General features: G+C 61.1%; 20 protein-coding genes. 11 read left to right on the forward strand and 9 right to left on the reverse strand.

The genetic code is table 11. From position 1 onward, the window contains the following. Positions 1 to 2 precede the first annotated feature (2 nt). Both ACWF6P_RS11440 and ACWF6P_RS11445 read left to right on the forward strand, forming a co-directional pair. Positions 3 to 605, forward strand: a complete 603-nt coding sequence (locus ACWF6P_RS11440; RefSeq protein ID WP_452621237.1) for a hypothetical protein — start codon at positions 3 to 5, stop codon at positions 603 to 605. Positions 606 to 615: 10 nt separating this feature from the next. Next, complete coding sequence (locus tag ACWF6P_RS11445) at positions 616 to 1221, forward strand: signal peptidase I (RefSeq protein ID WP_452621089.1); 606 nt, start codon at positions 616 to 618, stop codon at positions 1219 to 1221. Positions 1222 to 1579: 358 nt separating this feature from the next. Here the strand turns inward: ACWF6P_RS11445 and ACWF6P_RS11450 are convergent, their stop codons facing one another. The 8 genes from ACWF6P_RS11450 to urtA all read right to left on the reverse strand — a co-directional run bounded on the left by ACWF6P_RS11450 (position 1580) and on the right by urtA (position 8200). After that, the gene (locus ACWF6P_RS11450) at positions 1580 to 2068 is read right to left on the reverse strand and encodes a hypothetical protein (RefSeq protein WP_378447077.1); all 489 of its coding nucleotides are present in this window, start codon (positions 2066 to 2068) and stop codon (positions 1580 to 1582) included. A gap of 45 nt (positions 2069 to 2113) precedes the next feature. Beyond that, positions 2114 to 2410, reverse strand: a complete 297-nt coding sequence (locus ACWF6P_RS11455) for a hypothetical protein (RefSeq protein ID WP_452621090.1) — start codon at positions 2408 to 2410, stop codon at positions 2114 to 2116. A 277-nt stretch (positions 2411 to 2687) separates the two neighbouring features. Further along, entirely contained in the window at positions 2688 to 3377 is a 690-nt protein-coding gene (locus ACWF6P_RS11460; protein WP_452621091.1) for a GntR family transcriptional regulator, read from the reverse strand. 1 nt (position 3378) lies between these two features. After that, positions 3379 to 4071, reverse strand: coding sequence for an urea ABC transporter ATP-binding subunit UrtE (gene urtE / locus ACWF6P_RS11465; protein ID WP_452621092.1), 693 nt, complete (start codon positions 4069 to 4071; stop codon positions 3379 to 3381). Between the two features lie 3 nt (positions 4072 to 4074). After that, on the reverse strand, positions 4075 to 4905 hold the full coding sequence (gene urtD, locus ACWF6P_RS11470) for an urea ABC transporter ATP-binding protein UrtD (RefSeq protein WP_452621093.1): 831 nt from the start codon (positions 4903 to 4905) through the stop codon (positions 4075 to 4077). Then, entirely contained in the window at positions 4902 to 6008 is a 1107-nt protein-coding gene (urtC, locus tag ACWF6P_RS11475) for an urea ABC transporter permease subunit UrtC (RefSeq protein ID WP_317552531.1), read from the reverse strand. The genes urtD and urtC overlap by 4 nt, the downstream gene beginning before the upstream one ends. Further along, the gene (gene urtB / locus ACWF6P_RS11480) at positions 6005 to 6889 is read right to left on the reverse strand and encodes an urea ABC transporter permease subunit UrtB (RefSeq protein WP_095970422.1); all 885 of its coding nucleotides are present in this window, start codon (positions 6887 to 6889) and stop codon (positions 6005 to 6007) included. The genes urtC and urtB overlap by 4 nt, the downstream gene beginning before the upstream one ends. Before the next feature lie 54 nt (positions 6890 to 6943). Then, positions 6944 to 8200 carry an urea ABC transporter substrate-binding protein gene (urtA, locus tag ACWF6P_RS11485; protein WP_230816876.1) on the reverse strand — a complete coding sequence of 419 codons (1257 nt, stop codon included), beginning with the start codon at positions 8198 to 8200 and terminating at the stop codon, positions 6944 to 6946. A 267-nt stretch (positions 8201 to 8467) separates the two neighbouring features. Here urtA and ACWF6P_RS11490 point away from each other — a divergent pair, with 267 nt between their 5' ends. The 9 genes from ACWF6P_RS11490 to ACWF6P_RS11530 all read left to right on the forward strand — a co-directional run bounded on the left by ACWF6P_RS11490 (position 8468) and on the right by ACWF6P_RS11530 (position 17804). Continuing rightward, the gene (locus tag ACWF6P_RS11490) at positions 8468 to 9208 is read left to right on the forward strand and encodes a TetR/AcrR family transcriptional regulator (RefSeq protein WP_452621094.1); all 741 of its coding nucleotides are present in this window, start codon (positions 8468 to 8470) and stop codon (positions 9206 to 9208) included. A gap of 126 nt (positions 9209 to 9334) precedes the next feature. Beyond that, on the forward strand, positions 9335 to 10519 hold the full coding sequence (locus ACWF6P_RS11495) for an ABC transporter substrate-binding protein (protein ID WP_378537439.1): 1185 nt from the start codon (positions 9335 to 9337) through the stop codon (positions 10517 to 10519). Positions 10520 to 10534: 15 nt separating this feature from the next. Further along, positions 10535 to 11410, forward strand: a complete 876-nt coding sequence (locus ACWF6P_RS11500) for a branched-chain amino acid ABC transporter permease (protein ID WP_054186876.1) — start codon at positions 10535 to 10537, stop codon at positions 11408 to 11410. Between the two features lie 68 nt (positions 11411 to 11478). Further along, a complete protein-coding gene (locus ACWF6P_RS11505) occupies positions 11479 to 12438 on the forward strand; it encodes a branched-chain amino acid ABC transporter permease (RefSeq protein WP_452621238.1) in 960 nt (319 codons plus the stop codon). Beyond that, entirely contained in the window at positions 12435 to 13208 is a 774-nt protein-coding gene (locus ACWF6P_RS11510; protein WP_452621095.1) for an ABC transporter ATP-binding protein, read from the forward strand. Before ACWF6P_RS11505 ends, ACWF6P_RS11510 begins: the two co-directional genes overlap by 4 nt. A 2-nt stretch (positions 13209 to 13210) precedes the next feature. Next, entirely contained in the window at positions 13211 to 13915 is a 705-nt protein-coding gene (locus ACWF6P_RS11515) for an ABC transporter ATP-binding protein (RefSeq protein WP_452621096.1), read from the forward strand. Positions 13916 to 13924: 9 nt separating this feature from the next. Then, complete coding sequence (locus ACWF6P_RS11520; protein ID WP_452621097.1) at positions 13925 to 15565, forward strand: class I adenylate-forming enzyme family protein; 1641 nt, start codon at positions 13925 to 13927, stop codon at positions 15563 to 15565. Between the two features lie 68 nt (positions 15566 to 15633). Further along, the gene (locus tag ACWF6P_RS11525) at positions 15634 to 16653 is read left to right on the forward strand and encodes an alpha/beta hydrolase (RefSeq protein WP_452621098.1); all 1020 of its coding nucleotides are present in this window, start codon (positions 15634 to 15636) and stop codon (positions 16651 to 16653) included. A 131-nt stretch (positions 16654 to 16784) separates the two neighbouring features. Beyond that, positions 16785 to 17804, forward strand: coding sequence for an alpha/beta hydrolase (locus ACWF6P_RS11530; RefSeq protein WP_452621099.1), 1020 nt, complete (start codon positions 16785 to 16787; stop codon positions 17802 to 17804). A 5-nt stretch (positions 17805 to 17809) separates the two neighbouring features. Here the strand turns inward: ACWF6P_RS11530 and ramB are convergent, their stop codons facing one another. Continuing rightward, a complete protein-coding gene (ramB, locus tag ACWF6P_RS11535; protein ID WP_452621100.1) occupies positions 17810 to 19222 on the reverse strand; it encodes an acetate metabolism transcriptional regulator RamB in 1413 nt (470 codons plus the stop codon). Positions 19223 to 19234: the final 12 nt, after the last annotated feature.

Raw genomic sequence — 19234 nt, forward strand, 5'->3', positions numbered from 1 at the left:
GAATGCGTCAGGTGTACGCACTAGCGGCCTCGGGGATCGTCCTGGGTATCGGTGTAAGCACCGTGGCTGCCAGTTGGGTGGACAGCACGATGGGCGATGCATCGTTTCGCACTGGGACATTCGGAATCGAGTCGAACGTCGGCGGTGGATGGTCGTCGCATTCATCCAGTGCTCCTGGTGTTTTCACGTACACACCCTCGGCGCTCCTGATTCGCCCCGGTGCGCTCTCGTACGGCCCGGTCTCTCTTCGAACGGTGCCGGTCTCGCCGGCAGCGTCTGTCACTCTGCAGGCGGCGACGGTTGCCGGAGACTCCACGCTGGCGTCGGCGCTGCGGTATCGGGTGGTCAAGTCGACCACCTGTGATTCATCGGCATTCTCCACGGGAACACCGCAATTCGTGGTGGGAAGTGCGTCGGTGTTTCCTCCGCTCTCAATTGGTTCCGCAGTCGGGGCCATCGCGTTACCGACCGGTGGAGCGTCGCCGGGGGGAGCGGTGGCGCTGTGCTTCGAGATTTCGCTGCCCGGAACCTCGGCCAATTGGAGCAACTCGGCGCTGATCGGCAAAACGGCAACTCCCACTTGGCAGTTCAGTGCAACACCCTGAAGGAGCTGCAATGCCAATACGTGCCCGGACAACACATGCCCGGACGAAGAAGCGTTCGGTCCCGACGATCATCGGGGATTGCATCCTTCAGGTTCTCGCTGCCGGTGGGGTCGTTTGTATCGCTTTGGTGATCTGTGCCTTCGCCTTCGACATCACACTGATCATGTTCAAGACGGGTTCGATGTCGCCGACCATTCCGACGGGTTCGCTCGCCGTAGTGCGTGAAGTACCTGCGGATTCCGTCGAGGTTGGCGACGTCGTCACCGTCGATCGGGGCGGCTCCGAACTGCCGGTGACGCACCGCGTCGTTTCCGCTCGTACCCAGGACAACGGCATCACGATTCTCGATCTCAAGGGTGATGCCAACGCCACGGCTGATCCCGCGGTATACGAGGTCACCACAGTTCGGAAAGTGCTCTGGCACATTCCGGGATTGGCGCGGGTGATCGTCTACTTCTCGAATCCTCTTGTTCTGGGGGCGATCACGCTGACAATGGCGGCCTTGGTGGTCGCGGTATTCTGGCCGCGCAATACCGACGACGACGATTCTGACTCGACCGACCCGAAAACCGAAGCCATTCAGGTTCTTCTACCGCCGGACGGCGGTAGGCAATGAAGCGTCGCCACCTGTTCTCAGTCATCGTATTGGCAGTTGCGGTCGTCCTGGGCTCCGGTTTCTCGTCTCACCCACTGCTCGGAGAGACCGAAGCGGCGTGGACAGACTCCGAGTACGTGACCGGCCCGATTTCCACCGGTTCATGGACGACGAGTGGGTACGGCAGATCGACGTCGGGCAAAGGAACGGCGACCGGCGGATTGATAACTCTGGGAGGAAATCTCGGCGGTTCGTTGATCGAACATCCGACCTTGCAAACTCAACTGTCGCCGGGCAAAACCACGGGGACCGTTTCGTTGGCGGACAACTCCGGTGTACTGCTGGGGTTGCCCGCACTCAGCCGCACGGGTAGCGCCGTTCAGTGCGCCGCGTATCTCGTAGGAGCGTCGGCATCGACCCCATGTGGGGTGGCCGGGTCGGATGCGGACGCGGAAACTACCTCTACGTTGGGCCTGCAATTGAATCTGCTTTCGGTACTGGGGATCACGTTGATACCGGCGGACGCGATCACGAGCACGAGCGTCAAGACAAACGCGCGCTGTGCGAGTACGTCGGCGGCTACTGACCAGCCGACAGGAACCGTGAAAGTCGGCGGCGCCACCGTTGCCATCCCAGCAGTGGGTGCAAACGGTTCGGCCACGTCGACGTCGCCGACTACTGCGACCTTCGTGATGGCGAATGTCCCATTGCTCGCGCGGGTGGAAGCGCGCTTCTCGAACATCAAGGTCACCAGTACCCGAGCGGCTTCCGGTTCCGCGCCTGTTGTTGCTTCCTCCGCTGTTTCGGTGAGCTTCACTGTTGAGGCCGTAACCGTCGCATTGTCGATCTTGGGCGAAGGACTGGTCACAGTCATCCTCGGATCGACGAACATATCCGTCAATCTGTCGGCCGCTCAGTGCGGACTCGACTCCTCACCCCCGGTGACGCCCTTGAGCCTTGTCACCGGACAGGCAGCGCGAGTCGCCGAGCCCACATCGACAACATCGACAGCTGTTCCCGTGACCACCACGCCGACTACGGGAACGACGACGCCTGAACCTACAGCGGCCACCACCGCCACAACCACCACCGCCACCGCCACAACCACCGCGGCAACAGCCACCACGCTGCAGACAAGTCCACCGCTCACCACAACACCCGTCACCACAACACCCGTCACCACAACACCCGTCACCACAACGCCCGTCACCTCGACTCCAGCGCACTCAGGCGGGACGGTATTCCAGGGGCCCGTCGATTCGAGTATCTCCGCCTTCACTACGGATGACGGACTCACCTGTGAGGTTGCGACTGATGTGGACTACGCGGGCGAAGTTGCCGTCGAATGCTCTGATGGCACAACGGGTACTGTCCCAGGCGCTGAGCTCGGACCGAAGCCAACCGTACCGGGGGAGTATCTGCTGATCCCGCTTACGAGAGACCACGTGACCGAAGTCGTTACCCTCGAGTCGGCGACACGAACCTGATCAATTCCGCACGGCATTGGCCATAGCGGCCAACGAGAGGGCTTGGCGGGCGCGGTCGAGGACGACTGTGCGAGAAATGTCGATGTGCGATACCAGTGCCTCGTGCGCTTGCGGAATCTTGCCGTCCAGAACCAGTTCGACGACGGAGATATGTTCCTCCACGGTGGCCTTCATACGGTCGGGAGTCAGGTAGTCGAACATCCGCACGGGGCGCAGCTTCGAGTTGACGGCCTGAAGAGCGTCGACCAGTGCGTGGTTGCCGGACGAGGCGAGGAGCGCAATGTGAAACTCCTCGTCGAGGGTCACGAAACCGGCGTCCGGCAACGGCATCTGTTTGCGAAACGCGTACCACCGGTCCAGTTCGGAACCGAGCGCGTCTTTGTCATGGACGGGGGCTTCACCGTCGAGTACCCGCCGAAGCCCGTGCACCTCGAGGAGTACGCGCAGCTCGTAGAGGCCACCCAACTCGTCGAGGTGCGGTCGGTACGGAAAGAGGCCGTGTTCGTCGCGTTCGACGAGCCCGTCGGATTCCAACTTTGCGAGCGCCTCGCGGACCGGTGTTCGCGAGACGCCGTAGAGATGAGCCAACCGTTCCTCACCGAGTCGTTCGGATGGCGCGATCTGACCGGACATCAGATCGTTCCGGATCGAGCGGTAGACCTGCTCGCGCAGCGGCGGCCGCACACTCATGTCAGATTGCCATCGCTCGACGAACCGCGTCGGTGGACGTGGTGCCGCCCTCACCGGCCGAGGTCACGTGTCCGGCCGCGAGAATGCTGTAATGCTGCGCAGATTGGAGCGCGAAACCGATGTGTTGCTCCACGAGGAGGACACCGAGATCGCCTCGCTCGGTGAGTTCCATGACGGTCCTTTCGATTTCGGCGACCACGTTGGGCTGAATGCCCTCGGTCGGCTCGTCCAGGATGAGGATCTTGGGTTCGGTGATCAGTGCGCGAGCGATGGCAAGCTGCTGTCGCTGCCCACCGGAGAGAAGCCCGGCCCGTCGATCGAGCAGCGTGGTGAGTGCCGGAAACAGATCCAATGCCTCTGCGATGAGTGCTTTTCCGCGTTTGCGCCCGTCGGCGACCACTCGAAGATTCTCGGCAGTTGTCAGTTGTCCGAACGACTGCTGACCCTGGGGTACGTAGGCGAGTCCGCGAGCGACACGGGCGCTGGGCCGCAGACCGGTGATGTCCTCACCGTTCAGAAGTACCTTTCCGCGCGTGGGTTTGATCAGTCCGACGGCGGCGCGCAGCAAGGTGGTTTTGCCCGCACCGTTGTGACCCATGACTGCCGCCACCCCGTCGCTGGGAACCAGCAGGGAAACGCCGTGGATCACTTCGGTACGTCCGTAGCCGGCGCGGATGTCGACGAGTTCGAGCATGATTCAGTCCTCCGGGGTCGGTTCGGTGTCGGCGCCGAGATCGGTTCCGGCAGCGGCTGTGCCGAGATAGACCTCTTGCACCTTGGGGTCGGCTTGGACCTCGGCCACGGTCCCTTCGGCGAGCACTTTCCCAGCGGCGAGCACCGTGACGGACGTGGCGAAGGATCGCATGAAGTCCATGTCGTGCTCGACGACGACGACGGTTCGCGCACCGCCGATGCGCCGCAGAAGGTTCCCGGTCTCCTCGCGCTCCTCGAGGCTCATACCTGCGACGGGCTCGTCGAGCAGAAGCACGGAACAGTTCTGTACCAACAACATTCCGATTTCGAGCCACTGCTTCTGGCCGTGCGCGAGAATGCCCGCGGGAGTGTCCCTGAGGTGCTCCAAACCGGTTGTCTCCAGTGCTTCTTCGATCTCGGGAAGCGCACCTTTGCGTTTTCTGAGCAGGTTCCACGGTGATCGGCCGGCTCCGGCCGCGATGTCGAGGTTCTGCAGCACCGAGAGCTCTTCGAAGACGCTTGCCGTCTGGAAGGTTCGCCCGACGCCGAGACGGGCGATCTTGTGAACTTTCTTGCCGAGCAGTTGCTCGCCGGACTTCGTGATGGAACCGGTAGCGGGAACCAGCCCGGTGATGGCATCGACCAGCGTTGTCTTTCCAGCCCCGTTCGGACCGATCAGAAACCTCAGATCGCCCTGCATGAGGGTCAAGTCGACGCCGTCAACTGCTTTGAAACCGTCGAAGCTGACCGAAAGGTTCCGTACTTCGAGGTACTCGGACGACATTCCGGCGTTGCCGCCCAGTGCCGGCTCGGTGGTGGCGGTTGTGTTGGTCATGACGACACCTCGACTGGTTCGGGTTGGGAGACCTTGACCGGCGGGCCGATCGGTGTCTCACGCTTCTTGCGGTGGCGCATCAGAGCGAACAATCCGGCCACACCTGCCGGGAAGAATCCGACTACGACGATGAACATCAGCCCTTGCGCGTAGATCCATCCCGATGGGAGTTTTTCCGAGAATGTCGACTGCGCCCATGCCACGCCGATCGCACCCAGTACCGGACCCAGAAGCGTTGCGCGGCCGCCGATCGCAACTCCGATGAGGAAGGCGATGGACGGCACGATCCCGACGTCGGCGGGGGAGATGATGCCCACGATCGGAACGAAGAGCGCGCCGGCGATTCCGGCGAGGAACGCCGCGGTCACGTAGGCGACCAGTTTGATGTTCGCCGGATCGTATCCGAGGAAACGCACGCGCTCCTCTTGATCGCGGACCGCGACGAGCAGTTCGCCGTATCGGGAGTTCATCAGCTGGCGAATCAGAGCTACCGACGCGAGAAGAACTCCGGCGGCGATGAAGAACAACATCTGCTTGTTCGCCGGATCATTGAGGTTGAAACCGAAGAACGTGCGAAAGCGGTTGAGGCCGTTGCTGCCACCGATCGATTGTTGTCCGATCAAGAGGATCGCAAAAGCTGCGGCGAGTGCTTGCGAGAGGATCGCGAAGTACGCGCCCTTGACCCTCCGCTTGAACACACCGAGTCCGAGGAGAAAGGCAACAGCGGCCGGCAGGAAAAGGATGGCGAAGATCGCCACGAATGGCGAGGCGAACGGTTGCCAGTATCCCGGCAGTTCGGTCTTGCCGGCGATGGACATGAAGTCCGGGACAGCGTCGCCCTTGAGTTCGGCATCGGCGATCTTGAGGTGCATCGCCATCACGTATGCGCCGATTCCGAAAAACACGCCCTGGCCGAGCGTGAGCATTCCGCCTCTGCCCCAAGCCAAACCGATGCCGACAGCGACTATGGCGAAGCACAGGAATTTGGCCAACAGTGACAGCCTGAAGTCCGAGAGTACAGCCGGAGCGATGGCGAACAGCACGATCGCGGCGAGTGCAAAACCGCCCCACACCCGAATTCGGGAATTGTTCAGGATGCTCATACGAGGCTCCTCGTCTTGACTGCGAACAGGCCCTGTGGCCGGACTTGAAGGAAGACGACGATGATGACGAACACGATCACCTTCGCGATCGACGCCGTCGTCGAGTACTCGATGAACGAGTTCAAGATGCCGAGGGCGAAGGCTGCGATCACAGCTCCCTTCATCTGACCGAGACCGCCGACGACAACAACCAGGAAGGCGTCGATCAGATAGGACTGGCCGATGGTCGGACTGGTGGAACCGATGAGCGTCAACGCGACACCCGCTACGCCGGCGAGCCCGGATCCGAGGAAGAAGGTCGTGATGTCCGTACGACGAGAAGAAATTCCGCTCGTCTCGGCCAGATCGCGATTCTGTACGACGGCGCGGATGCGTCTACCCATCGACGACTGCTTCAGCGCGACCGAAAGCGCGATCACCGCAGCGATCGCCAATACCAAAATGAAGATGCGGGTCTTCGGGACCACGGCGCCGAAGATGTCGACCCCACCCGAAAGCCAGGTCGGTGCCGAAACGTTGACTGCCGGCGCCCCGAAGATGTCTCGTGCCAACTGCTGAAGGATCAATCCGACGCCGAACGTCACCAACAGGGTGTCGAGGGGTCGGTGGTACATCCGCGATACCAGGACCACTTCGAGTACGACACCCATCAGTCCGCCGACGACAAAACCGACGAGCAGAGAAATGATCAACGATCCCGTTGCATTCGAGATCACCTGCTGCACTACATATGCGGTGTAAGAGCCGGCCATGATGAACTCGCCGTGTGCCATGTTGATGACACCCATCTGCCCGAACGTGAGAGACAATCCCAACGCTGCCAACAGGAGAATCGATCCGATACTCAAACCCGTGAACAACTGTCCGATCACGACATCCATGACAGACGCTCCACCTCTCTACTCGTCGATTCCGTCAATTCCGCCTTTCCTCGATCAGCTGCCGAGTCCCTCGGCCCAGGGGTAGTTCTTCAAGTACGGATCCGGCTCGATCGGCTGTCCCGAATCCCAGACCGTGTAGATGAGTCCGTCGGAACGGATTTCGCCGATCCGAGCAGTCTTGGTGATGTGGTGGTTGTCGCCGTCGATGGTGACGAGTCCTTCGGGTGCCTGGAAGGTCACACCGTCGGCGTTGTCCTGAATATCCTTGACCGCAAACGAGTTGGCCTTCTCGACGGTGTTCTTCCAGAGGTAGACGGAGGTGTATGCCGCTTCCATCGGATCGGACGTGGGCTTGTCCTGGCCGAACTTCGCCTTGTACGCCGCGACGAACTTCTTGTTCTCGGGGGAGTCGATGGTCTGGTAGTAGTTCCACGCCGTCAGCTGGCCTTCGACGTTCTGGACACCGATACCGCCGACCTCTTCTTCCGCGATGGAAACCGAGACGACAGGCATGTCGGCAGGCTTCAGGCCGACATTCGAGTATTCACGGAAGAACGCGACGTTGGAATCACCATTGAGTGTGTTGAACACGGCATCCGCGTCGGCGGTGCGCACCTTGTTCACGATGGTGGAGAAGTCGGTCGAGCCCAATGGCGTGTAGTCTTCACCCTTGATCTCGATGCCGTTCGCTGCCGCGTACGCCTTGATGATGCGGTTGGCGGTCTGCGGGAACACGTAGTCGCTGCCGACCAGATACAGCGACTTGACGCCCTTCTCCTTCAGGTAGTCCAGAGCCGGGATGATCTGCTGGTTGGTCGTTGCACCCGTGTAGAAGATGTTCTTGGAATCTTCGAGTCCCTCGTACTGGACCGGGTAGTAGAGCAAAGAGTTGTTGTCCTCGAACACCGGCAGCATGGCCTTACGGCTCGAGGAGGTCCAGCCACCGAAAACTGCTGCGACGCAATCGCTGCTGATCAGTTTCTCGGCCTTCTCGGCGAACACCGTCGGCTCCGACGCGCCGTCCTCTGCCACGATCTGAATCTTCTTGCCCAGCACACCGCCGGAATCGTTGATCTCCTGCACCGCCAACGAGATGGAGTCGCGGACCGTCACTTCACTGATGGCCATGGTGCCCGAGAGTGAATTCAGGGAACCGACCTTGATCGTGTCCCCCGAGGTGTCGACGCACGACGTAGCCGTCGAATCTCCCGCTGCGGTGTCTGTTGCCTTGCTTCCGCAGCCGGTGAGAACCAAGCCCAGCGCGGCGAGAGCGGCCGGCGCGGCAAGGGTGCGCTTCGAGAAGGTTCGCATGTACGGGCCTTTCGTGTCGATGGCTCTGGCAGACAATGGCTCTGACAGATCTGTATCCGGGGTGCGTATACAACGCTGTATTCGTCGAGTGCACAGAGTAGGTGGAAGTTGTTGCGGTGGAATGACTGTCGGTGACAAGTGTGTGTCCGGTGTTTCCATTCGATGTCCGGGACCTCACACCGCAGGTCAGCAGGGGTGCGGTGTTAGCATCGACGAGAAATCGATCAAGCACTCGCTTGACAATCGGAACGTCGGAAGGATCTTCTCGTGCGCTCGACCCGACGGGACGAAATACTCGCTCATGCGGCCAAGCTGTTCAGCGAGCGGGGAATCGCTGCGACGACGGTGCGCGACATCGCCGACGAAGTCGGGATCCTTTCCGGGAGCCTTTATCACTACTTCGACTCCAAGGATGCGATAGCAAACGAGATCGTCGTCAGGTTCCTCGAAGATCTCAACGTCCGGTACGAGGACTCGATCGAGCCGGAAGGTTCGGCTCGCGATCGCCTGGCCACGATGGTTTCGGTGTCCTTCGCCTCTGCGGTCGATCACCCGTATGCCACCGAGGTGTATCAGGGCGAGGCCATTCTTTCGTCGCAGCCGGCCGACGCTCCCATCACGGTCCTGGTGCAGAAGGCCCACAGTTACTGGCGATCGGCCATCGCGCGCGGAATTGCCGACGGGGAGTTTCGGGAGGACATCGATCCCGAGCAGTTTCATCGGCTCCTGCGTGAATCCGTCTGGTCCACCGTCGCGCAGTATCGCCCGCAGCTTTCCGAGTTGGCCGACGATCTGCAGCGCAATCTGATCTCGGTATTCCTGGACGGCTTCGCCGCACGTTCCGGCGACGGAGAGCCGGTGGCACGCATTGCGCGGCGCACCGCGAAGAAGGATGCGCAGACCGAATCTCCCGACTCTGAATTAGCCGAACTCCGCTCTGATGTTGATGAATTGAAGTCCGTCATTCGCGAACTCAGCTCCTCGATCCGGCACCTGCAGAAGCCGTAACACCGCAGTTCCTGCCCGTGTAGTTCGGATTTTGACTATCGGTGTGACCCAGTGCATACTTCTGTCCACAGTCGTGAATCAAGCGCTTGTTTGATTTACCAAGCAGAGTTTGGACGGGAGTTCGATGTGAGACTCGGAAAGGCGATTGCCGTCTGCGCGGCAGTGGTACTCGGGGCGAGCGCGTGCGCATCTGCCGGTGTCATTCCCGAAGACACCATTGTCATCGGTTTGGACGAGGACTCGACCGGCCCCGGTGCGTCGTACAGCACGATCGCCGGCAAGACCGTACGGATGACCGTCGACCTGATCAACCAGGCGGGCGGAATCAACGGTAAGCAAGTCGAATTGGTTGTCGAGAACGACGAGAGCAGCCCCACCAAGACACCGTCGATCATTCGGAAGTTGGTCGATCACGGATCCAGTGCGGTCATCCTCGCCACGGGCAGCGGGTCGGTCCTGCAAGCCAAGTCGATTCTCCAGCAGTCGAAGATTCCTGCGATAGCTCCGGTCGTTCTCAGCGACGCTTTTGCCTCGGCGCCCGACAACGACTACTCGTTCATGATTCCGAACTCGTTGAAGCAGTATGCCCAGGTGTACTGCGGGGCCTTCGAGAAGATGGGGTACAAATCCCTGGGAATTCTCGGTGACGCTAGTGCGTCCATCGACGGAATCATCAAGACCCTGCGGCCGGCGCTCGAGAAATGCGCCAGAGTGACGGCGGTCGAAAAGGCGCCGGTCGATGCCGCGGACATCACCGCGCAGGTGTCGCGCCTCTCGGAAACTGAACCGGACGCAATCCTGGTCGCCAGTATCGGCGGGCACTTCGAGATTCTCGCTCACAACACCCTGTCGAAAATCACCCCGCAGACGCAACGCTTCTCACTCGCTTCCATCGGAAACCAGCCTGCATCTTGGGCTTTGGCGGACCCGAAGGCGTTGAGCGGCATGGTGTACATGGGCTCATTGAGTGCGAACAACCCGAGAACCGCCGAACTGCGCAGCAAGGTGCAGGCAGTGAAGGGCCCTGATTATCAACTGACTGCCTACGACGCACAGGCGTACGACGCCGTCATGATGTTGGCCGAGGCCATCGAAATTGCCGGCGATCACCGAGATCGGACGGCCGTTCGTGATGCTCTTCAACAGGTTTCGGCACTTCCCGCCAGCTTCGGCCAGGACGGACTGACACTGTCGTTCTCCCCACAGGATCATCTGGCTCCGGACAGCCTCTGCGGACTGGTGCTCATCGAATTCGGTGAGGACAACAAACCGGCCCATCCGTGGGATTCCTACCAACCCCCGTGCGGATAACCGAGGAGCCTTGACATGACAGACGCACAACTGTGGCTCGCAGCCATCGAGATCGGTGCATTCTTCTCGCTGATAGCCCTCGGAATGTATCTCGTGGTGGTCGGCGCCGACTTCTTCAACTTTGCGATGGGCCCGTACGCGATGGCTGCGGCCATGGCGTCGAGTTGGGTCGCGATCAATTACGGGCTCGCTCTCTGGATTGCCATGCCGCTGGGGATCGCGGTGGCAGTGGCGCTGTCGATTCTGACGGAAAAGCTTGTGGTCAAACAGGTTCAGAAGCGCTCGGGTCGGGGGGAACTACCGGCGTTGGTGGCTGTGACCGCGGTCCTGTTCGGGATCCAGCAGCTCGCCGGCACGGTCTTCGGCCGCACACCGCTTCCCGGACAGAAGATCTTCGACTTCGATCCGATATCGGTGCTCGGCGCCACCGTCGACAGTTCGACCGTAGTACTCGTCGTCGGAACTGCTCTGATCTTCGTCGGTATCGGATTGTGGCTGAACCGGTCCACCTCAGGCCGTCTGCTTCGCGCCGTCGGCGACAGTCCGGATGCCGCCCGTGTCCTGGGGTTGCCGGTGGACCGTGTCCGGCTCATCGCGTTCACCCTCGCCGGTGTGATCGCCGCCGTTGCCGGACTTCTGTTCGCTCCCAAGGCCGGTGTTCAGTTCACGAGCGGCCTGTCGTGGACCCTGACCGCCTTCATCGCGCTTGTCATCGGCGGTACCGGCCGGAGCTGGGCTCCGCTGATCGGCGGAATGGTGTTGGGCGTCGTCCAGGTATTCGCCCCGTACTACTTCGGCGCGAGTGCTGCTCAAACCGCGATTCTGCTGATTGCACTGGTGTTCTTCGCTTTCCGTCCGGAAGGCCTGCTCTCGAGGAAGGTTCGCGTCTGATGGCCTCGCTTTCTACCAGTCCGCTCACGTCACGTCCGCCCGCTTCAGGTGGCGGTTCCAGGACGAGAATGCTTGCCGTGTCACGGGAAGCTCTGATCACCGTGGCAGTGGTTGCCGCCGTGCTGCTGTGGATGGGGCCGAGTCTGTATCGGCAGGATCTGGTGTTCCTCGCTGCGACCTATTCGTTGATCGCTCTCGGAATGTATGTGCCGTTCGTTCTGGCCGGATCACTGTCGATGGCGTACAGCGCGTACGCCGCGATCGGTGCGTACGCCGTTGCGCTGATCTCTGTTCGGACCGGGTTGTCGATGTGGTGGGGATGGATGCTCGGCGCCCTCGCCGCTGCAGCGGTCGCAGTGCTCCTCAGCTTGGCGACGCAGAAACTCTCCGGGTTCTACCTCGCCGCGGTCACTTTGTTGTTCGGTATCGCCTTCGAGCACTGGCTGATCGACGGGCCGAGCTTCACCGGTGGTTCCGCCGGGATCTCGGGTGTCGAGACTGCGACGATGTTCGGTTGGGAGCCACCGCGTTACGCGTTGGTCGTGTTCGCGATCCTTTTCGTGTGTCTGATCGCGGTCGCTGTCGATCGGCTTCGGAAATCCGTGTGGGGTCTGATGTTGCAAGCTGCCCGCGACAATCGCAATGTCGCACGGTCTTCCGGCGTCAATCCCGCTCACCTGACCGTCGTGGCGCTGGCGGTCGGTGCCGCCATCGCGTCGACCGGCGGATCGCTGTTCACCGTGTCGGTGCAAGCGCTCACTCCTGAAACATTCACTCTCAGTATTGTTTTCCTCGCGATCTTCATGCCGATCATCGGTGGTCGCGGTTCCGCGTGGGGTGCTCCGCTCGGTGCACTGATCGTGGTGATCGTGACGCTGAACATGCCCGGGTACCAGGGAAGCGGTGAACTGCTGCTCGCCGGAGCCGTCCTGGTGATCCTCATCGTCGCGCCTGGCGGGGTGATCGGATGGAGCCAGAACGTTCTGGGTCGAATGAACCGTCTGTACAAGGAGCGTGGCAACCGATGACTCGGCTACTCGAAGTGAGCGGGCTCCACAAGTCCTACGGTGGGGTCCGCGCAGTCAGCGACGTCTCGTTCAGCGTCGGACCGGGTGAGGTGATCGGCCTGGTCGGTCCGAACGGTGCAGGCAAGACCACACTCGTGGACTGCATCTTCGGCACACAGCAAGCAGATTCCGGAGCGGTCACGCTCGCCGGTGCTGCCTTGACCGGGCCGTCGGAGCGCCGTGCACGGCAGGGGCTCTCGCGTACGTTCCAGCATCCACAGCTCGCAGCGGAACTCGACGCGATCGACAACATCATTCCGGGACTGTACGGGCACAAGATCACCTCACCGCTGCACTCGCTGTGGTGGGCGATCAAAGGACCGTTCGAGAACTGGGATCGCGCAGCGCAGCGGGCCCGGGAGATTGCCTCCCGGTACTCGGTTACCGATGTCGAAAGTGCCTGCGGGGATCTCAGTTTGGGTGCGCAGCGCCTGGTCGAGGTAGCGCGCGCGATGTCGAGCGAACCCGAAGTCCTTTTGCTGGACGAACCGTTTGCCGGTGCGGATCACGACGGTATCGCCGCGATTTCCGGTGCTGTTCGATCGATTGCTGCACAGGGCAAGGGAGTGGTTCTGGTCGATCACAACGTCGATCTCATCGCGGCGCTCTCAACCAAGATCGTTCTGCTCAATTTCGGATCGGTGGCGTTCTACGGACCGCCGCAAGAGTGCCTGGCCAGCGATGCGATGCGCGAAGTCTATTTCGGTTCCGAATACGAGGAAGGTGCCTGACGATGCTCGAGCTCGACAGCGTCACAGTTCGATACGGCTCCGCGGTTGCCGTCAGGAACGTCTCCCTCACCGCCCCGGCCGGTGAAGTGACCGCGATTGTGGGACCGAACGGTGCGGGCAAGACCAGCTTGATCGGAGGAATCTACGGCTCGGTTCCCGCTACCGGGAAAATCACGATCGACGGTCGCGAGATTCAGAAACTTTCGGCTCTCGCCCGAGTCCGTAGCGGATTTGCCTATGTACCCCAAGGCAGGCAACTGTTCATGCGTATGTCCGTTCGCGAGAACCTACGCGTCGGCGCCGACCTGATGGGTTTGAAGGCCGAGGCCGTGGAAACAGCTTTCGAGAGGTTTCCGATCCTGCGCGAACGCTCGGAAAGTTATGCCGGGGTTCTCAGCGGTGGTGAACAGCAGATGCTGGTTCTGGGGCGGGCCCTTCTGGAAACTCCGAAGGTGTTGCTCCTCGACGAGATGATGACCGGGCTGGCACCGAAAATCGTCGCGGAACTGCGAGCGTTGGTCGGCGATCTGGCCGCCGAGGGAGTGACCGTCGTCGTGACGGAACCGGCTCTGGCTGCACTGAAGTCGGTTGTCGACCGCGGATATGTCATGCAACGCGGCGAACTCGTCCGCGAATGCGATTCCGCAGCGACACTGGACAACGCGTACAAACAATCGATGGGCGTACTCAGCGCCGACGGGAGATGATCGACGATCATGTTTGAAACGAAGACACTCGACTTCACCGTCGGTGAATTCGCCACGAATCCGGCTCGGTTCGCCGGTGTCAGCATCAGTGAGATGGTCAGGCATTGGTCTGAGACCATCCCGGACGAAACAGCCTTTGTCACCCCGGAGTCGAGGGTCTCGTGGAAACAGTACGACGCCGCTGCCGATGCCATCGCGTCGGCACTGGACCTAGCGGGTGAGGGATACGGGCATGTGGCCGTGTTGCTTCCCGACACCGCTGTCTTCCATGCGGCTCTCTGCGCAGCATTTCGGACCGGCCGCGTTGCTGTCGGAATCGGTTCGCGCTCCGGCATTCGCGAGATCTCTCATCTGATCGCCCGCTCCGAAGCATCCGTTCTGGTCACCGCGCGCACGCTGCGAGGCGTCGACACCGCCGAACTCGTGGCGAGTCTTCGGGCCGAGCATCCCGGACTGGACGTCGTCTTCGCCGACGAACGCGCCGATGTGATTTTCGAACGCGCGGGCGCAGGTGGCGAATTCACTTCGTTGCCGGTCGAAATCAAGCGTTTCCCCGCAACCAGTCCGTGCTTTGTCACGTCGGGCGTTTCGATGCTGAACTCGACCTCCGGCACGACGGGCCTGCCCAAGTTGGTGACTCAAACCGAGGACCGTTGGGTTGCCTTCTCCGAGATTGCAGCCGAGGCGGCGGCGATCGGTGCAGACGAGGTGTTCCTCGGCGCGGTTCCGGCACCTTTCGGATTCGGTCTCTGGACTTCGCATTTCCTGCCTGCGCTACTCGGTGCTCGTAATGTCGTCATGGAACGCTTCGACGTATCGGTGATGATCGAGTTGATCGAGCGCGAACGGGTAACTGCTTTGAATTGTGTGAGTACACAATTCAAGATGCTGTTGCGCTCGGAGGCCGCGGAATCGGCCGATCTCTCGTCACTTCGTTTCATGTTCACCGGTGGTGAAGCCGTGCCGTATTCGGAGGCACTGGCTTTCGAGCAACGTACCGGGGCGGCAGTCCTGCAGTTCTACGGATCGAACGAAACCGGCGCCGTCTCGGTGACGACGGTCTTGGACGATCCCGACACCCGCCTGAAGACGTGCGGTCACGTCATCGATCGAATGCAAGTTCGTGTATTCGACGATGCGGCAGAGGAAGTGACCGACGCCGTCCGTCGAGGTCAGCCTGCGGTCAACGGCCCACTGATGTGCCAAGGGTACTGGGGTGACGTCGATGCGAACGACGAGTTGTACACCGACGAAGGTTGGATGCTTCTCGGCGACATCGTCGAGATCGACGAGACAGGACGGGTGCGTGTGGTCGGACGCAAAGCCGACATCATCATTCGTGGCGGCAAGAACATTTCCGCGGTCGAAGTCGAGGAGTATGTACGCGCGCACCCTTCGGTGGAACTGGTCGCGGTAGTGGGAGTCGACGATCCGCTGTTCGGTGAGAAGGTCTGTGCGGTCGTCGTGTCCGCTGATGACGATCTGAGTTCGGAGGACTTGACTGCCTGGCTGCAGAGCCGAGGAGTGACCCGCGAGTACATACCCGAGTACGTGATGACGGTCGCCGAATTGCCGATGGCGGCCGGGGGCAAGGTAGCCAAGGGTGAAGTCAAGGCGCTCGCGCAGAGGCGGATCGCGGAACTCAGCTGATCGAGCCTGGCGGTAACGGCTTCGCGCTACGCTGATCCGGACATTGTGCCGAGAGTGAGGGAAACCCGATGACGAACCCTTCACCGCACCGATGGCGCAAGCGAGCACTGTGGACTCTCGGGACAGTGATAGTCCTTGTCGGAGCCGTGGTTCTGGCTTTTGTACTGAGCCCGAGACCCGGCGCGCTCACCGTGCGCTGGGTCTTCGATCGTGATGCGGTGAAAGTCACCGAGGCGCTCGAGAAGCATGCTCCAGGTGGCGTTGACTCGATCAAGGACGAGCACTATCGCGCCGATGACGACGACGCGTATCTGGACGTCTACTTTCCTGCAGCGACGACTTCAGCGTTGCCCACGGTGATCTGGACGCATGGCGGTGCCTGGATCTCGGGAAGCAAATCCAACTACGCGTCGTACTACGAGCTGCTGGCTTCTCACGGATACACCGTTGTCTCCCTGGACTACTCGCTCGGGCCCGAGCATCACTACCCGACAGCGGTGCGACAGCTCAACGACGCACACGCGTACGTCGTCGCGAATGCAGAACGGCTGCACGTTGATCCGACGAAGATCGTTCTCGCCGGTGATTCTGCGGGAGCGCAACTCTCGAGTCAGCTCGCCACTCTCGTCACTGATCCCGCGTATGCGGACCGCGTGGGCGTGAACCCGTCGCTGCGGCCGGATCAGCTACGCGGAGTGATTCTGAACTGTGGAATCTACGACGTCGGGAACATGGTCGGCGGACCCGGCATCATCGGTTGGGGAGTTGATCGGTCCCTCTGGGCATATACCGGTGTGCGCGACTTCATGAGTACCGATGCAGCGGATCAGATGTCGACCTTGAACTACGTCACCGATCGATTTCCGCCCGCCTACATCAGCGGCGGTAACGCGGATCCGTTGACCGATTCTCAGTCGAAACCTTTGGCTGAGAAATTGACGGGGATGGGAGTGGGGGTCGACACACTGTTCTATCCGGCCGATCACGTTCCGGCGCTCGGTCACGAGTATCAGTTCGATCTGGACAATGCCGACGGCCTCACGGCGCTCGATCGCACGGTTCAGTTTCTCGACGCTCGTACCGGTTGAATGTCGGATTGTGGTGAACCACTGCGAAAATGGTCATTTCGGACAAAGCTCCGAGGGTGTGTCTGCAGGGAATTCCCAGTTAGTCCTTTTGGTCTAGCCTGGGGAGATCCGATCCGACACCAGGAGTTGTTGTGCGAGCGTCTTCCCCCGACAGACGGCGAAGGCGCATTGTCGGAATCATGACGGTGTTCGTCGTCATCCTGTCCGGCATAACCGCCGCGCTCGTCAGTCCGTGGCCAGGAGTTCTCCTCGTGCGGTGGATGTCGGCGGGCGGCTCAGAAGCGACTCACGCACAACTCGACAGGCATGCACCGCCAGGAATCGTCTCGGTCCTCGATCAGTCGTACCGCGACGGCGACGACGATGCGCAACTGGACGTGTACTACCCGTCGGAGTCCACGTCAGCGCTACCGACGGTGGTCTGGGTGCACGGCGGTGGCTGGATATCGGGATCGAGAACTGATGCCGAGGGTTACTACAAACTGTTGGCAGATCAAGGTTTCACCGTGATTTCGGTGGACTATTCACTGGGGCCCGAGGCGTATTACCCCACCGCTGTGAATCAACTGAACGACGCGTATCGATTCATCTCGAGCAATGCGGACAGGTTGCATGTCGATTCGAACAATCTCTTTCTTGCGGGAGATTCGGCAGGCGCGCAGTTGTCCAGTCAGTTGGCGACCGTCATGACCAGCCCTGACTACGCGTCGGAAATGGGGTTGGAACCGGCATTACGACCCGAGCAGATACGCGGAGTTGTCCTCGACTGCGGGGTCTTCGATCTGAAACCGCTACTGTCGCAGGGGAAGTACTTCGGTTGGGGCGTCGACAAGCAGTCATTGTGGGGGTATCTCGGAACGAGGGACTTCGACGGGTCGACTGCAGTGGGTCAGATGTCGACGTTGGGCCATGTGACCTCGGGCTTTCCAGCGACGTTCATCACCGGCGGAAATGTCGACCCACTGACCGCCAGCCAGTCGAAACCTATGGCAGATCGGCTCGCCGATCTGGGCGTCGAAGTAGACGCACTGTTCTACCCCGACGATCACGAGCCTGCGCTCGACCACGAATATCAGTTCGACCTCGACACCGTCGACGCGATGATCGCGTTCGATCGCACAGTCGCGTTCCTGCACAACTACGTGCGTTAGCGCGCTCAGCGAATCACGTACGGCGAAATCGAACTCCGGTGCTCGCTGATGTCGAGGTCTTTACCCAATGGAGGGAAGGCGCGCTGCGGACAGTTGAGGCGTTCGCAGACACGGCAGCCCGAGCCGATCGGCGTTCCCGGATTCGACTCGTCGAGATCCAGACCGTCGCTGTAGACGAGTCGATGCGCGTGGCGAATCTCGCATCCCAGTCCGATGGCGAAGATCTTTGCGGGCTGTCCGTATCGAGCCGCTCGACGTTCGACCGTGCGTGCGACCCACAGGTATCGGCGACCGTCGGGCATCTGCGCGATCTGCGGCATGATCTTGCCTGGATAAGAGAACGTCTCGTAGACGTTCCACAGCGGGCATGTGCCGCCGCTGGTGGAGAAGTGGAATCCCGTGGCGGACTGACGCTTCGACATGTTTCCGGCACGGTCGACACGTACGAACATGAACGGAACCCCGCGAAGTTTGGGGCGCTGCAGGGTCGAGAGGCGGTGGCAGATCGTCTCGTAGCTCGCGGAATAGAAGGCAGACATGCGCTCGATGTCGTAACGGAAGTCCTCGGCAACCTCGTGAAACTGGCTGTAGGGCAGCACCGTGGCCGCGGCGAAATAGTTGGCCAAGCCAAGCTTCGCCAGGGAGACCGATGCTTCGCTGCTGAAGTTGCCCTCGGCCACCAACGAGTCGAGCAGTTCGCCATGCTCGAGGTACGCGAGTTCTGTCGCGAACTTGAAGACCTGTTGCCCGCCCGAGAGCCTTGCGGAGATTTCAAGGACCCTGGTGTCCGGATCGTAGCGATGAAGTATGTTCTCGCCCAAGTCGACTCGTCGAACGATCTGCACGTCGTGGACGGACTCGAGGCGTCTGGCGATCTCGCCGGCGACGTCGCCACGGTGAAAGCGCATCCGGGCAGTGAGTTCTTCGGCTGCGGTGTCGAGATCGTGGATGTAGTTCTGTCGCTGATAGAAGTAGTCGCGCACTTCCTCGTGCGGCATGGTGATCGAACCGCTGCCGCTGCCGTCCGAGAAACGGTCCTCCGTGGCTGCGGCGAGCTGGGCCGTCGTGTTGCGGAAGCGGCGATGCATGTTCACCATCGCCTTGGCGAGGCCGGGGTGGGTCGAGACCATCTCCGCGATTTCGTGGGCGTCGGCGTCGATACCCATCTCCTGATCGAGGGCAACTTCACGCATTTCCGCGATCAGGCGTGTGTCGTCCTGCGGGGAGAAGAAGGTGGTGTCGACACCGAAGACTTCACTGATTCGCAGGAGAACGGGCACGGTGAGTGGCCGGACGTCGTGCTCGATCTGATTGAGATAGCTTGCCGAGATCTCCAGCGTCTTGGCCAGCGAAGCCTGACTCAACCCGCGCTCGGTCCGCAGTTGGCGGAGCCGGACACCGACAAAGGTTTTCGACATTTTCCCAGGATA

This window comes from Rhodococcus sp. NPDC055024, assembly GCF_053608585.1.